The organism is Streptomyces sp. NPDC096040 (assembly GCF_040303265.1).
GTDB lineage: Bacteria > Actinomycetota > Actinomycetes > Streptomycetales > Streptomycetaceae > Streptomyces.
Genome location: NZ_JBEOTA010000013.1, coordinates 61,241 through 74,941, shown reverse-complemented (window position 1 = coordinate 74,941; position 13,701 = coordinate 61,241). Strand labels below are relative to the sequence as shown.

Below are 13,701 nucleotides of genomic sequence, written 5' to 3'. Positions count from 1 at the left end.
GGTGAGTAGGAAATCCAAACTCACCATAACTCCGTGAGTAGGAAAATCCAACCTTCACCCGACCGGTGCCCATGGCCGCGCCCACCCGCAGGCTCCGGGGGTGGTCACCCGCCGGACCGTCGGCGCCCTGCGGCCCTACTGCCCCTGCCGGTACACGTCCAGCCGCCCACACATCCCGAACCGGCCCTGCTCAGAGGGCTGTTCAGCCTGTACGACGCCGTCGGCGAGGTGGCTGACATCGCCCTGTCCGAGGCGATCGAGGTGCTCCCCCGTGGCCGCGGCGGCCGCCCGGGCGCCGCGCTCCCAGCGGGCGCGCCACTCGGCAAGCCGGGGCCGTACGAGGGCGGCGGCGGCCCGGTGGAAGGCGGCCAGCGGCTCCGGACCTGCGGCCTCCCGCAGGGCTCGGTAGCCCTCAAGGGCGAGGTCACGGCGGGCCCGGGCGATCCGCTCCCGCTCGGCCTCCGGCGCGTCCGCCGGGATGGCGGTCACCGAGGCGTATGTCTCCGGGTCGGTCAGGTACCGCGGCGGCAGCGTCAGTACCGCGTCCCCGGCCTCCGGAAGGCCGCTGTTCTGCATCAGCACGGTGATGCGCAGGTCGTCCTCGTTGACGAGGCGGTGGACGGTGCCCGGCGTGAACCAGGCGACCGTGCCGGCCGCGAGAGGCGTGACCTGGTACCCGGAGGTGGTGAGCGTCTGTACCGCACCCCGGCCGCCGGTGACGACGTAACCTTCCGAACAGGCCAGGTGCACATGGGGGGTTCCGCCGCGCACACCGTCGGCGGCGGGCCAGTCGTACACGCACAGGTGCGAGACCGCGACCCCGCCCGGCAGCCCCGCGAACCCGGACACCCCGCCGCTCACCACGGATGCGCCTCCAGGTACTTGGCGATGTCCGCGCGTTCCCAGGCGCCGTTCGCGACGACGACCCGGTAGCGGCGCCGGAGGGTGTCGCCGGGGGCCAGTTCCAGTTCGTCGTGGAAGGCCCAGGAGGGGGCGATGCCGGCGAACGGGTCGTTGCGCACGAACCAGTGCGCGGGGTGGGCGCCTTCCGCGCCCGAGTGGTCGTTCTCCGGGGCGTGTTCGAAGACGACGGTGGCATGGCCGTCGGCGCCGTCGTGCTCGCCGGAAAGGGCCAGCCAGGACGACTGGGAGCCCATCAGCTCCGGTCCTTCGCCCTCGGGGCCGATGATCCGGCCGTCCCTGAAGGCGCGCGGCCCGCGCCAGAACAGGCCGGTGTAGCCCGCCTGTTCGCGCCCGGCAGTGGTCGGACTGCCGAACCGCAGCGGTTCGTCACGGACGTTGGTGATCGCGCTGGACCAAGTAAGCGCCCAGACACCGGAGTCCGGGTCGACATCATGGACCTCGATGCGCCGCTGCTCCTGCGCCCACAGCGTCCCGTCGTACGGATGCCAGGTCAGCCGCTCCACGGCGACCAGCCGGCCGTCCGCCGACGACAGCTCGTCGAAGCCGACGTGCCGCATCGAGCCGACGCGCTCCGGGAGGACGAGGTAACCCTCGCCGTGGACATAGGAGTTGCCGCCCCACAGGTTCGCGCCGGACAGGTGCGAGGCGGTCAGGGAGAGGCCTTTGTGCCAGCGGTGGTCGTTGGGCCGGTAGTCGGTGACGACGTCCCCGGCGAGGGTACGGATCGGGTGCAGATAGGGCTTGGGGGCCTCCCAGGGGGCCTCGGGCCGGTAGACGTAGACGAAGAGCTGCACCCCGGTGACCGGCTCGGTCACGGTGATCCGGTCGCCGTGGGTGTGCGTGATCCGCAGCTCGCCGCTCACGCCGACACCTCCTCACGTTCGACCGGCGCCCAGCCCGGGGCGCCCCCGTGCAGGTCCGTGTAATAAGGATCACCGGGACCGATCTCGCCCGCACGCACGGTCGTGTCGGTGAACGCCGACTTGTACAGCGCGGTGATCAACTCCAGGCTGGTGCGCCCGTCGGCGCCGCTGCTGCGCGGCCGCTCCCCCGCGCGCATACTGGCGACCAGCTCGCGCAGCTGGGCCAGGTGCGAGCTGGGCACGTCCGGCCCGAAGTCCTGCCAGGCCGCCACCTCGTCGGCGGGGACGCCCGGGGCCGGGGTGATGCGCCAGTTCTCGTTGCGGTGGCCGTACAGATGGGTCAGTTCGACGGTCGCGCGCTCGCAGTCGATACGGATACGGCTGACCTCGTCGGGGCTGAGCACGCTGTTGACGACGGTCGCCAGGGCGCCGTTCGCGAACCGGACCAGGGCGGTGGAGACGTCCTCGGTCTCCACGTCGTGCACCAGCCGGCCGGCCATGCCCCGCACCTCGCTCCACGGCCCGAGCAGGTCAAGCAGGAGGTCCATCTGGTGGATGCCGTGGCCCATCGCCGGGCCGCCACCCTCGGTCGCCCAGCGGCCGCGCCAGGGCACGGCGTAATAAGCGGTGTCCCGGTACCAGGTGGTCTGGCAGTGGGCGACCAGCGGCCGGCCCAGGGCCCCCTCGGCCAGCAGCCGCCGCACCTGGGTGGAACCGGAGCCGAACCGGTGCTGGAAGACGATGGAAGCGTAGGGCCCGCCGTCCGTGCCCTCCTCGGCCTCGACCGCGTCGAAGTCGGCGAGGGACGGCACCGGCGGCTTCTCGCACCACACCCAGGCGCCGGCCCGTAGCGCGGCCACCGTCTGGTCCCGGTGCAGGGTCGGCGGGGTGCCGATGGTGACCAGGTCGGGTCGCTGCTCGGCGAGCATCAGGTCCAGGTCGGTGTAGGCGTGCGGAATGCCGGCCTCGGCTCGGAACGCCTCGACGGCGGTGGCATCGATGTCGACGGCCGCGACGACCTCGGTCTCGCCCTCCGCGGCCAGCTGGGCGAGCGCGGGCAGATGGGAACCGCGCCCGATGGCGCCGGCGCCGACGACGGCGGCCCGGATGCGGCGACCGGTGAAGGGGACCCCTGAAAGAGGGGAAAGGGGCGTGCGGGGCATGGACGTGATCAGCACTCCTCGGGGCGTGGACCGACGATGGGCGCGAACCGTCGCCCGACGTGCGCCGCACACGCACCCCGATGTGCGGGAGCAAGCGCTTTCTCCTGGGGAAACGTAAGCGTCGGTGCCTCGGCCGGTCAACACCCCCCACACTCCTGTCCGCCCGCCGAACCCCTGTGTCCGGGCGGCCACCCGGCCCGCTACGCTGCCGTTGCACACGCATGATCACGCGCGCCCGCGCGTCCGCCAGCCCCTCTCTCACCCCTGGGACGCCGTACCTTCATGTCTTGGTTTGAATCGCTGATCCTCGGACTCGTCCAGGGGCTGACCGAGTTCCTGCCCGTCTCCTCCAGCGCGCATCTGCGGCTGACCGCGGCCTTCTCCGGCTGGAAGGATCCGGGCGCGGCCTTCACGGCGATCACCCAGATCGGCACGGAGACCGCGGTGCTGATCTACTTCCGCAAGGACATCGGCCGGATCGTCTCGGCCTGGTTCCGGTCGCTGTTCGACAAGGCGATGCGACGCGACCACGACGCCCAGATGGGCTGGCTGGTGATCATCGGCTCGATCCCCATCGGCCTGCTGGGTGTGACACTCAAGGACCAGATCGAGGGCCCGTTCCGGGATCTGCGCATCACGGCGACCATGCTCATCGTCGTAGGCGTCGTCATCGGCATCGCCGACCGGCTGGCCGCTCGCGACGAGACGGGCGGCCGGCACCGGGCGCCGAAGCAGCGCAAGACGCTGGAGAACCTGAGCGTGAAGGACGGCCTGATCTACGGCCTCTGCCAGGCCTGCGCCCTGATCCCCGGCGTCTCCCGCTCCGGCGCGACCATCAGCGGCGGCCTGTTCATGGGCTACAAGCGCGAGGCGGCGGCCCGTTACTCCTTCCTGCTGGCCATCCCGGCGGTGCTGGCCTCCGGCGCCTTCGAGGTCAAGGACTCGGTAAGCGAGGGCCATGTGGCCTGGGGCCCGACCCTGTTCGCCACGGTGATCGCGTTCGCCTCCGGATACGCGGTCATCGCGTGGTTCATGAAGTGGATCTCCAACAAGAGCTTCATGCCGTTCGTCTGGTACCGCATCGCCCTCGGCGTCGTGATCATCGCCCTGGTCTCGGCGGACGTGCTGAGCCCGCACGCGGCGGAGTCGGCGGGGTAGCTCGTCAGACGGCCGGAGTCGGCGGGTCGCTCGCCAGACGGCCAGAGTCAGCGGGTCGCTCGCCAGACGGCCAGAGTCAGCGGGTCGCTCGTCAGACGGCCAAAGTCGGCGGGTCGCTCGTCAGGCGGCCGGAGTGCCCTGGTGGAAGTACATCCGCCAGCCGGTCTCCGTCAGCCGCCACAGGGAGCTGCGCCAGACCCGGCGCCCCTGGTTGTCCGCGAAGTACGTCAGGTGTACGACGCCCGGAGCGAGCACGGTTCCGGACATCTCACTCACCTGGACCGGCGACTCGGGGGACACCGATCCTCCGCTGGTCGCCGTCAGGACCGACACCGCGTCCCAGCGGCGGCCGGACGCCCCGATCTCGGTGAACTCCGGGTCGAGAAGCCCCAGGACGAGGTCCGGGGAGGCACGCACCTCGGGATCGAGAAGCCGCAGCTCGCCGTCGATGGCCGCCTGTACCGCGCGTTCGTCCTGGTCCGTCATGCGGGGAGGCTACGGGCTCGTACCGCGCGGGGCACAGCGAATTTCCCGCTCGGGATCAGCCGAGCTTGAGCAGGAGTTCCGTGAGTTCCGCCGGCATGGTGATCATGCAGTCGTGACCGGTGGGCAGTCGCCACACCTGCTCCGTCGCGGGGACCGGACGACGGACGATGCCTTCCGGTACATCGGCCACGCAGTGGATGTGGGTCCTGGGGATCGTGCGTACGGCCGGGTTGTCCAGCCGGACCGGCTGCTGGAGACAGCGGACCGACTCGTCGGTCAGCATCGTGCGCAGCCAGGCCAGGTCCACCGGCTCGGTGACTCCGAACAGGCCGTGCGGCGGCGGCAGTTCGGGCAGCGGCGGAACCCGCCAGCCGCTGTCGGAGGCCAGGGCACGGTCGATCAGGGTCCGGGTCACGGGCTGGACGTCGGCGGCGCTCTCGCCGTGCTCCGGGAGCATCGCGTCGAGATACACCAAGTGCCGGACGCGGTCGGGGACTTGGTTGGCGGCGGAAGAGATGACCAGTCCCGCGTAGCTGTGCCCGACGAGTACGACGTCGGTCAGGTCCTCGTCGGTGATCAGCCCGACGACGTCGTCGACGTGAGTGTCGAGGCCGACCTCGGGGCCGAGCAGATGGGCTTTCTCGCCGTGACCGGTCAGCGACGGTGCGAACACCCGGTGTCCGGCCGCGGTCAGCAGCGTGACGACCCGCCGCCAGCACTCTCCGCTGTGCCAGGCACCGTGCACCAGCAGATACGTCGACATGATCTCGCTCCTCACTGTGCTCATGAAGGTCGCCGACCACGCTTCCGCGCCGGCCCCCGCCGGGGCAGAGCCCCGCTGGTCCTGGGGGTGACAGGACCAGGCACGGGGCGACGGCCCGCATTACGGTGGCGGGATGACCGACGAACCGAACCTGCTGGGCACGTACGTACGTGCCCGCCGCGAGCTCGTCACACCCGAGCAGGTCGGGATCCCCGTGCTCGGGGCACGGCGGGTGCCGGGCCTGCGCCGGGAGGAGGTGGCCATGCTGGCCGGCATCAGCGCCGACTACTACCTGCGCCTGGAGCAGGGCCGCGACCGCAACCCCTCCGTACAGGTCCTGGAGTCCCTCGCCCGCGTGCTGCGCCTCGACGAGTCCGCGACGGCCTATCTGCTGAGCCTCGGCGCGGGACAGCCGCGCCGACGCCGACGCCGACGCCGACGCCGGAAGGAGACGGTTCCGCCTGGCATCGCCCAACTCGTCGCCGCCCTCCCGCTCCCCGCGCTCGTTGAGGGCCACTACTTCGACGTGCTCGCCGTGAACGCCCTGGCGACCGCACTGTCACCACGCCTCACGGTCGGCGCCAACCGGCTGCGGGACACCTTCCTCGACCCCGCCGAGCAGGCCCTCCACCCGGACTGGGAGAACGCGGGCGCCGGCATGATCGCCGGTTTCCGCCGGTCCGTCGGGACCGACGCGGACGACCCTCGCGTCATCGACCTCATCGGCGAACTCTCCCTCGCGAGCCCCCACTTCAGCCGGCTCTGGGCCCGCCACGACGTGGCCGCCTGCGAGGGCGCGGCCAAGTACATCGACCACCCCCAGGTCGGCCGCCTGCGGCTGAACCGCGAACGCCTGGCCGTCAGCGGCACGACCGGCCAGACCCTCGTCATCTACCACCCCGACCCGGGCAGCGACGGCGCGGAGAAACTGGCACTGCTTGCCTCGGCGACGACTACGGCGTGACGGCGGAAGCGATGCCTACGGCGTGAGCGCGGGAGCGCCTGCACGCGGCTTGTACGCCGTGCGGGATGACTACGGCGTGAACGCGGAAGCGACCGACCGCCGCGTGAACGCCGAACCCGACGACCACGACCCGAGCGCGGAAGCGGCCCCCACACCGACCGACCGCCGCGTGAACGCCGAGCGCGACGACCACGACCCGAGCGCCGAACGCGACTCCCACGGCGTGAGCGCGGGGCGGTCGCTGGTGGTGTGAGCCCGGCTGGGCGGCTCATCTCGGCCAACCACCAACACCTCTTGTCTTCGGGAGCGTTGGGGCCGACGCAACGGCCCCGGCGAGGGGGAAGTCCAGGACAGGGGCGTACAGCCGTTTCCGTGTCGCGACCACCCGCCCGGCAAATGCCAGGGCTTGGCGCCCCGCTCGCCGTCTCGCCCGTGACCAACCCCATACGGTCTGCGTAGCCACCCGGTAGCGCACGGTCAGTTCTTGCACCTACGCTGTTCGGTATGTCCCCCGATTACCGAACCCCTGGTTCCGTTCGGTCTGCTGCCGAGGTCAACGAGCACATCCGGGCGCTGTGGCTGCGTGCGGGCGGAACACTGTCGGCACAGGAGCGGGCGGAGTACGAACTGCTGGTGGTCGAGTGGGCCGAGGCGATCCGCGCACGGATCATCGAGGCGGCCTGACCCGGCGCCGGGTTCAGCGCCCGCCGGAGACCCGCAGCACCGCGCCCGTCGTGTAGGAGGCCTCCGGCGACAGCAGCCAGGCGATGGCCGCGGCGATCTCCTCCGGCCGGCCGGGCCGTCCCAGCGGCGCTGCGGCGCCGATCCGTTGGGCCCTGCCCGGGTCACCCATCGCCGTGTGCATCTCGGTGTCGACGACTCCGGGCGCGACCGCGTTGACCCGCACCCCGTCCGGTCCGAGTTCCCTGGCGAGGCCCACGGTCAGGGCGTCGACGGCCGCCTTCGTCGCCGCGTAGTGGACGTACTCGCCGGGACTGCCGAGCGTGGCCGCCGCCGAGGACACGTTCACGATCGCCCCGTTCCCCCGCTCCGCCATCAGCCGGGCCGCCCGTCGTGAACACAGCAGCGTGCCCAGCAGATTGACCTCGACGACCCGCCGCAGATCGGCGCTCTCCGTATCCGCCAGCCGCCCCAGCGGCCCGGTCACGGCAGCGTTGTTGACCAGCCCGGTGACGGCGCCCAGCTCCCGTTCCGCAGTGTCGAACAGCCGCTCCACATCCGCTTCCACGGCCGTGTCCACCGGTACGACGGCACAGCGTGCCCCGCCCTTGCGCACGCCTTCCGCGACCGCCTCGGCGGCGCCCTCGTCCCGGACGTAACCGATCACGACATCATGCCCGTCGGCCGCGAGCCGCAGACAGGTCGCGGCACCGATACCCCGGCTCCCACCGGTGACAACCGTGACGGGACGTGTCATGCGAGCCTCCTGAGACCGACGAGACGGCGATCTTACGACCGCAGATGCGCGAGCAGCTCGTCCGCCACCGGATACGACCGCTCCTCGGGCAACAGCAGGGCCGCCCGTTCGAGTTCGCCGGCCTGCACCAGCCCATGGATCTGTGCCGCGAGCGGGGTCACGTCCGCGATACCGACGGTCCACTCGTCGGCGTACCGGGCCGCCGCCTCACCCGAGAGGCCCGACTGGAGCGACCGATGAGGCAGCGCGTTGAGGTGCAGATCCCGCTCGGGGTCCCACTGAACCCGCGCGGGAGCGCGCCTCAACTCCCGCTGCCAGGCAACCTGGTTCTCGTGCAGACCGGAGACATAGTGGGACAGACAGGCGTTCCGCAGCGCCCACTCGAACCCTTCCCGCCGAATCTCGATGGCGAGAACGGTCTCCTGCCCCTCCTTGGTACCCCACCCACAGCGGTACATCATCCACAGGAAGGACGGCTTGATCCAGGTCAAGCCACGTTCACAGGCCTTTTGCGGCCGACGCACCTAGCGGGATCAAGGCTGTGAAGGGTGACCACGTGGGCACTGCGGGCCGGACAGCCTTGGAGGCCATCTCGTGCGGCTGGTCCGACCGCTGTCAGGCGGAAGCCACCACCTCGCCGGCCATGACCTGGGGAGGGTTGGGGAGCAGTGACGCAAGGCTGTCCCGCACGAAGTCCGCAGCTCTCGAGATCGATGCGTCGGCACCGGCCTGGTCCTGGAAGACGCTGGTCGAGACCATCACTCCGTCCCCGGTATCGATCCAGTAGTAGGCCACGAAGCCGGGGACCTGTCGCATGAGCGGCACGAACCCCTCGTTCACGAGACGTGCGGCCTCGGCCGAATCGGTCACCCCTTCGTACCGCCGGACTGCTGCGTACATCACCAAGCTCCTCACGGCGTTCGACGTTCGTCCTCTGCTGGGACGTCGTACCCTGCGACGGCTGCCTGGCTCGCGAGGAGTCTGGTAATCACCTGAAGGGCCGCCTCGAGTGATCCGAACGGCGGCCGCCGACCCGGACACGCGGCCCTGCGCACGTCTGCCACATGAGAAGGCATCGACGTGGAGTCGAGCAGCCTGAGTCGGTGACCGCCCGCAGCACGGAAGAGGCTGTGAACGCGGCTTGATGACCCAGGTCAAGCCTTGCTCACAACCCTGCGGGCAGTGGAGCACGGCACGAGCAGTGCAGCGGCATACGACAGCTCGGGCGCGCTCCAGTCCGACACGGCCGCGTTACTCTCCAGTCAAGCTGACCTGCGGAGACGACCGATCAAGTTGGCCTTGCCATGTAGATATGCGACACGGCCATCGCTGGATAGAGTCGTTCCGTTACAACTGGTTGTGGGGACAACCGGGGCGCCTTTTGGGGAGGGCCTGCAAGACATGAGTCGTCGCTCTAATGGCTTGGTCGGCGTCTGGGCTGAGATGCAGAGGCAGCAACAGCGCCAGATGGAGGCCGAAGCCAGACGACAGAGGCAAGAGGCACAGCAAGCCCGTGCGCATCAGCGGCGAGCTGCCCAGGACTACCGCGAGTACCGGCAGGCAGAGGCACTACGTCGCACTCTGGAACTGGACGCGCAGGTCACGGCACTGCAAGGTCTTCTTGCCTCGGGCTGCCAGGCCCCGGCTTTCAGGGCTTCCTCGCTCATACGCCCTGAAGACATCGAGCCCTTCTCTCCAGGACCACTGGCACAGCCCGTATCCATGCCGAACTTCGATCATTACCAGGCACAAAGCGGGTGGACTGCCAGCCGCCGCGCTCAGGCTCAGGCCGACGCTCGGGCACGCTTCGAGCGGGACTGGCATGCGGCCCAGGCGGCTGAGGCGCAGCGGCAACAGCAGTTGGCGTCATACCAGCGGGACTACCAGGAGTGGGCCGACGCCCAACTGGCCGAGGTGCGGCAATACAACGCCGGCGTCATGGAACTGACGGATGGAGTCAGACGCCGCGATCCCGAAGCTGTAGTTGAATACTTCTCCGCCGCTCTCTACGCCTCAAGGGCGTGGCCTGAGGGGTTCCCACGTCAGGTGACAGCTGCCTACGACTCGGCGGCCGGACAGCTGGTGCTGGACTGGGAGATGCCCGCCTACAGCATCGTCCCCGAGGTCAAGTCCGTTCGCTACCTGCCCACTGCGGACCAGGACAAGGAGACCCCTCGGCCAGTGGGCCAACGGCGATCCCTGTACCGGGAGGTCCTGGCACAGTGCATGCTGCTCGTGCTGCACGAACTCTTCGCCGCGGATGAACTGGGCGCGCTCGACTCCGTGACGTTGAACGGGTTCGTGGATGGACATGACCCTACGACGGGCCGACCGGGCCACATCTACCTGGCAACCGTCATGGCTCCTGGATCGACGTTCCACGACCTGCACTTGGCGCAAGTGGACGCCGGTAGCTGCCTTGCCGATGCGCTGCGCGGGCAACTCTCGGCTCGCCCCGACCAACTCGCCTCGGTGCGGCCGAGTCGCCAGCCGCAGGAAGTCGGGAACCGTGTTGTCACGCATGGCAGCGACGAGGACCCCGACCTGTACGAGATGGATCCGATCGCCTTCGAAAACCTTGTTGCAGACCTCTTCCGCGCCATGGGGATGCAAGCAGTCACCACTCAACGCTCAAACGACGGCGGGGTCGATGTCGACGCCCTGGATCCGACGCCGATCCGTGGCGGCAAGATCGTCGTGCAAGTGAAGCGCTACCGCAACACGGTGCCGCCCACCGCTGTCCGTGACTTGTACGGGACCGTGCAAGACGCCGGCGCCAACAAGGGCGTCCTCGTGACGACGTCGAAGTTCGGGCCCGGCTCACACACCTTCGCCAACGGCAAGCCGCTGGAACTGATCTCGGGAACCGCTCTCGTCGACCTGCTGCATCGTCACGGGCTGCGCGGGCGCCTGGGCGAAAGTACCCGTCGCCCCCCGGCACAGCCGACCTCGGCGGTTCCGGACACGCATCTGCCCGGCAACTACAACGTCCTGGGCATGTCGTGGGCCGGAAGCGTCGCCTTGGACGTGTGCGCTCTCGTCTGCCGTGGCAACCGGGTCCTCAGTGACGATCACTTCGTCTTCTTCAACAACCCACAGACACCGGACGGCTCCGTGCGTGCTCTCTCGGCAACCGCACCCGACAAGGCGGCGATCTGCGTGTCCTTCGACGCCTTGCCGGATGAGGCGGACCGCTTTGTACTCGTGGCCGCGATCGACCCAGAGGTCAACCCGGACGCCGACCTGTCCGGCTTTACGGACGCATGCATCCGCCTCCTCGAACCAGGAACGGCGGAACTAGAGCGACTTCAGGTCTCCGACGGCCGGACCTCCGAGACTGCCTTGGTTCTCGGCTCCTTCCGCCGCAGGACCAACGGAGACTGGGACTTCGTCCTCGGCGGCAAGGGCTACACGGGCGGCCTGGAAGAACTGCTCAAGGACTACGGCATCGAGGTGGATTAGCGATCCGCCCCCTCACATCCCGGACCCGCCCCAACGGGTCCACAAAGACACGTCACTGCTCGTAGCTACGGCAAGGGTCTGCCCGGAGGGCGAGAATCCAGCGGCACGGAGCTCGGAGTAGTTGGAGTGGAAGATGTGCCACCAACGCTCCCCGTACGGACCGGAATGCGGCAATCCGCCGTCGCGGGAGAGCAGGACACGCTCGTTCGGCCAGGCCGGGGCCACGACCTCCAACTTCCAACCGTCTCCGCTGGTGGTGCGAAGTCCTCCTCCGAAGAGTCCGGCGATGCGCACCCTGCTTCCGGCGACCGGTCCAAACCCAGGACACCACAGAGCGGGATCCGCGTCGCGGCTGTCGTCCTCGGGGGCAGGGTCACGATCCCGCGCGATCTTCTCTCCCGTGACGGCGTCGAAGAGACCGCGCCCGTCGTGCGAGACGACCATCACCAAGTCCTGGCCGGTGCCGGGGTGCGAGGCGAAGCCGATCCCGAGAAGTCCGCCAACCGGGGCGTAAGCGGTGCGCTGCCAGGGCTCGGGCGCTGGTACCACCGGAGCCGCGAGGAGCCTTTGCCGCATCGCCTGCTGGTAAGGGGAAAGCTCTGGCTCAGGGCCCGGTTGCTCGACCGGCGGTTCGTTCTTCATCCACTTCGTCACGCAGCCATGATCCATACTTCAGCGGGTTCACCCACCACAGTTCCACCAGCCAGGCAGCAGCCCAGGGCACGCCGGCAACCGGCGCGGGTCCGAGCGCCGGGCGGCTGCATCCCAACCAGTACTAAGCGGCAGTTGAGATGGATGCGCACGGAAGGCTCGTAGACTCGATCAGCCGGTGCCGGACCTGTGCACGGCCTGTTCCCAGAGGCCCAGCCCCATGCGGAGGAGTTCGCGGACGGCCGCTGTCTCCTCGTCCGTCCAGGCTCCCTCGCCAGCGGTCGGTTCGAGAGCTTCGCCGCCGAAGATCTTTTCGTAGGCGCTGTCGTGGATCGGTCCTTGGGAGGGGAGGGGTGGGCCGGCCTTCAGGCTGCAGGAGAGGTCTTCGAAGAAGTTCCACGCGTCCAGCAGCAGTCCTGCCGGGACCGCACCAAGGTCAGGGTGCTCGACCCAGCGCCGTACGACGCCCAGATCGAGAGTGCCTTCCCCCTCCCAGACGATCTCCCAGCCGTTGCGATCACAGTATTCCCGCAGCGTCTCGAGGTCATGGAACGCGAGGAGTCTTCCGAGGTCATCAACGGCGAGCTCATCGGGGGCATCGCCCTCTCCGGGCCGCCAGACCAGCGTCAGGTCCCCTCTCCTGGTCGCGATTCGGTACGGATAGCAGTCAGCCATTCGAGGTCTCCCTGGTGCCGCGGCGGCACTCACCGCGTGGGTCATCCTGTAGGCACGGCGTTCCCGCACCTCCTGCCACATACCTCGGTCGAGGATCGCGGGCCACTCACCGTCCCCGATTTCCTCGCCTCTGAAGACACGGATACCGGCGACGTGGCGGCTGTCGAGAACGTCTCGCGCCCGTGGGGCACTCCAGTTGCGGCCTTCGGCGGTCTTCTCACCGCGCTGGTAGAGCTCCTTGGCAAGCTGGACCGGGCTCACGCCGTCCAGGTAGCGGGTGAATATCTCCCGCACGATTGTGGCCTCTTCGGAGACGACCACCATGCCGGTCTTGTCGTACCCGTAGCGGCGCCTGCCGGTGTGCGGCCTCCCCTCCTTGGCTCGGTCGATCATGGAATCGATCAGTCGGCGCGAGGTGTCGTCGCTGGAGCGGCACGCGTGCGCGACCTCGAGGCGGAGGAAGAATCGGTCATCGGGATCCGCGAGATCACGCCGGTTCGCCGGGCCGTGCAACGTAATGTCATGATCGTCGGCGATCTGCAACAACTCTTCGAGATCGCGAGGCTGACGCATCAGTCGGTCGGGGTGATACGGGACGACGTGGCGAATGCGGCCCTGGCTGGCTTCGGCGAGAAGGGCGTCCCATCCCGGGCGCTTGCGCTTGTGCTGCCACGCCGACCGGTTGTTGTCCACGACGACCTGGTCTTCGGCGACGATGAGGCCAAGACGCTCGGCCACGTCACGGCAGATGCGCTCCTGGCGCTCCACGCCGGTCTGATCGTCATCGTTCACGTGAGAGATGCGGCAGTAGATCGCTGCGGGCTCCCCCGTCCAGTCGAAACGGTGCTTCTTGGTCCGCTGCGTACCGGCTGCCTGCCTGGCCCGGAGGGCTCACCGTAACCAGGCGTCCGTCTGCTGGTTCGTGTCGTCTTCGGCCATGGAAAGAGGTTATGAGCGCGGCTTGATCCAGGTCGTCCGGTCCCGCTTCCAGGTGGCCGGAAATCGTCCCGTCCTGGCCGCCGGGCCGCCGATCTCGGGGCGGTAGGCCTGGTACACGGTGACGGTGGACTCCGTATGACACGCGCGAACACGGAACTTGGGTTCTTGTTCGACTGACTGGTGGTTCACATGACCAGGGTCAGGGGCACCCCCGT

Annotated in this window: 15 protein-coding genes and 1 pseudogene; 5 read left to right on the top strand and 11 right to left on the bottom strand. The window is 69.1% G+C overall.

Features of this window, described 5'->3' with window-relative positions:
- Window positions 1-135: 135 nt before the first annotated feature.
- From ABTY98_RS19340 to ABTY98_RS19330, 3 genes are read right to left on the bottom strand one after another with little or no spacing between them, the layout of a single operon-like run.
- Complete coding sequence (locus ABTY98_RS19340) at window positions 136-861, bottom strand: cupin domain-containing protein (RefSeq protein WP_502994273.1); 726 nt, start codon at window positions 859-861, stop codon at window positions 136-138.
- The gene (locus ABTY98_RS19335) at window positions 858-1,787 is read right to left on the bottom strand and encodes a DUF6807 domain-containing protein (protein WP_352222125.1); all 930 of its coding nucleotides are present in this window, start codon (window positions 1,785-1,787) and stop codon (window positions 858-860) included. The genes ABTY98_RS19340 and ABTY98_RS19335 overlap by 4 nt, the downstream gene beginning before the upstream one ends.
- On the bottom strand, window positions 1,784-2,950 hold the full coding sequence (locus tag ABTY98_RS19330; RefSeq protein WP_352222123.1) for a Gfo/Idh/MocA family protein: 1,167 nt from the start codon (window positions 2,948-2,950) through the stop codon (window positions 1,784-1,786). Before ABTY98_RS19330 ends, ABTY98_RS19335 begins: the two co-directional genes overlap by 4 nt.
- Window positions 2,951-3,232: 282 nt before the next feature.
- Here ABTY98_RS19330 and ABTY98_RS19325 point away from each other — a divergent pair, with 282 nt between their 5' ends.
- The gene (locus ABTY98_RS19325) at window positions 3,233-4,108 is read left to right on the top strand and encodes an undecaprenyl-diphosphate phosphatase (RefSeq protein WP_352222122.1); all 876 of its coding nucleotides are present in this window, start codon (window positions 3,233-3,235) and stop codon (window positions 4,106-4,108) included.
- A gap of 120 nt (window positions 4,109-4,228) precedes the next feature.
- Here the strand turns inward: ABTY98_RS19325 and ABTY98_RS19320 are convergent, their stop codons facing one another.
- On the bottom strand, window positions 4,229-4,594 hold the full coding sequence (locus ABTY98_RS19320) for a nuclear transport factor 2 family protein (RefSeq protein WP_352222121.1): 366 nt from the start codon (window positions 4,592-4,594) through the stop codon (window positions 4,229-4,231).
- A gap of 55 nt (window positions 4,595-4,649) precedes the next feature.
- Complete coding sequence (locus ABTY98_RS19315; RefSeq protein WP_352222120.1) at window positions 4,650-5,357, bottom strand: alpha/beta fold hydrolase; 708 nt, start codon at window positions 5,355-5,357, stop codon at window positions 4,650-4,652.
- A gap of 133 nt (window positions 5,358-5,490) precedes the next feature.
- Between ABTY98_RS19315 and ABTY98_RS19310 the strand changes: the two genes are divergently transcribed.
- The 3 genes from ABTY98_RS19310 to ABTY98_RS19300 all read left to right on the top strand — a co-directional run bounded on the left by ABTY98_RS19310 (window position 5,491) and on the right by ABTY98_RS19300 (window position 7,005).
- A complete protein-coding gene (locus ABTY98_RS19310; protein ID WP_352222119.1) occupies window positions 5,491-6,321 on the top strand; it encodes a helix-turn-helix domain-containing protein in 831 nt (276 codons plus the stop codon).
- A gap of 76 nt (window positions 6,322-6,397) precedes the next feature.
- Window positions 6,398-6,574 (top strand): hypothetical protein, encoded by a 177-nt coding sequence (locus tag ABTY98_RS19305; protein ID WP_352222118.1) that lies wholly within the window; start codon window positions 6,398-6,400, stop codon window positions 6,572-6,574.
- Window positions 6,575-6,825: 251 nt separating this feature from the next.
- On the top strand, window positions 6,826-7,005 hold the full coding sequence (locus ABTY98_RS19300; protein WP_352222117.1) for a hypothetical protein: 180 nt from the start codon (window positions 6,826-6,828) through the stop codon (window positions 7,003-7,005).
- Window positions 7,006-7,018: 13 nt separating this feature from the next.
- On the opposite strand, the gene ABTY98_RS19295 is transcribed toward ABTY98_RS19300, so the two are convergent.
- The 3 genes from ABTY98_RS19295 to ABTY98_RS19285 form a co-directional block, all read right to left on the bottom strand.
- Entirely contained in the window at window positions 7,019-7,759 is a 741-nt protein-coding gene (locus tag ABTY98_RS19295; RefSeq protein WP_352222116.1) for an SDR family NAD(P)-dependent oxidoreductase, read from the bottom strand.
- A gap of 32 nt (window positions 7,760-7,791) precedes the next feature.
- Window positions 7,792-8,283: a DUF4291 domain-containing protein gene (locus tag ABTY98_RS19290; protein ID WP_352222115.1), complete on the bottom strand. Its 492-nt coding sequence runs from the start codon at window positions 8,281-8,283 to the stop codon at window positions 7,792-7,794.
- A gap of 91 nt (window positions 8,284-8,374) precedes the next feature.
- Window positions 8,375-8,659: a hypothetical protein gene (locus ABTY98_RS19285; RefSeq protein WP_352222114.1), complete on the bottom strand. Its 285-nt coding sequence runs from the start codon at window positions 8,657-8,659 to the stop codon at window positions 8,375-8,377.
- Window positions 8,660-9,160: 501 nt separating this feature from the next.
- On the opposite strand from ABTY98_RS19285, the gene ABTY98_RS19280 reads away from it, so the two are divergent.
- Window positions 9,161-11,221, top strand: coding sequence for a restriction endonuclease (locus tag ABTY98_RS19280; protein ID WP_352222113.1), 2,061 nt, complete (start codon window positions 9,161-9,163; stop codon window positions 11,219-11,221).
- Between the two features lie 12 nt (window positions 11,222-11,233).
- Here ABTY98_RS19280 and ABTY98_RS19275 read toward each other — a convergent pair whose 3' ends face one another.
- From ABTY98_RS19275 to ABTY98_RS19265, 3 genes and pseudogenes are all read right to left on the bottom strand, one after another.
- Window positions 11,234-11,863: a hypothetical protein gene (locus tag ABTY98_RS19275; protein WP_352222280.1), complete on the bottom strand. Its 630-nt coding sequence runs from the start codon at window positions 11,861-11,863 to the stop codon at window positions 11,234-11,236.
- A gap of 180 nt (window positions 11,864-12,043) precedes the next feature.
- On the bottom strand, window positions 12,044-13,360 hold the full coding sequence (locus ABTY98_RS19270) for a recombinase family protein (RefSeq protein WP_352222279.1): 1,317 nt from the start codon (window positions 13,358-13,360) through the stop codon (window positions 12,044-12,046).
- A gap of 144 nt (window positions 13,361-13,504) precedes the next feature.
- A pseudogene (locus tag ABTY98_RS19265) lies at window positions 13,505-13,675 on the bottom strand (DUF4291 family protein); the annotation flags it as partial.
- Window positions 13,676-13,701 lie beyond the last annotated feature (26 nt).

Coding starts and splice junctions, on each gene's coding strand:
- ABTY98_RS19330 (WP_352222123.1), bottom strand. CDS start 2,950: ATGCCCCGCACGCCCCTTTCCCCTCTTTCAGGGGTCCCCTTCACCGGT.
- ABTY98_RS19325 (WP_352222122.1), top strand. CDS start 3,233: ATGTCTTGGTTTGAATCGCTGATCCTCGGACTCGTCCAGGGGCTGACC.
- ABTY98_RS19320 (WP_352222121.1), bottom strand. CDS start 4,594: ATGACGGACCAGGACGAACGCGCGGTACAGGCGGCCATCGACGGCGAG.
- ABTY98_RS19315 (WP_352222120.1), bottom strand. CDS start 5,357: ATGTCGACGTATCTGCTGGTGCACGGTGCCTGGCACAGCGGAGAGTGC.
- ABTY98_RS19310 (WP_352222119.1), top strand. CDS start 5,491: ATGACCGACGAACCGAACCTGCTGGGCACGTACGTACGTGCCCGCCGC.
- ABTY98_RS19300 (WP_352222117.1), top strand. CDS start 6,826: ATGTCCCCCGATTACCGAACCCCTGGTTCCGTTCGGTCTGCTGCCGAG.
- ABTY98_RS19295 (WP_352222116.1), bottom strand. CDS start 7,759: ATGACACGTCCCGTCACGGTTGTCACCGGTGGGAGCCGGGGTATCGGT.
- ABTY98_RS19285 (WP_352222114.1), bottom strand. CDS start 8,659: ATGTACGCAGCAGTCCGGCGGTACGAAGGGGTGACCGATTCGGCCGAG.
- ABTY98_RS19280 (WP_352222113.1), top strand. CDS start 9,161: ATGAGTCGTCGCTCTAATGGCTTGGTCGGCGTCTGGGCTGAGATGCAG.
- ABTY98_RS19275 (WP_352222280.1), bottom strand. CDS start 11,863: ATGAAGAACGAACCGCCGGTCGAGCAACCGGGCCCTGAGCCAGAGCTT.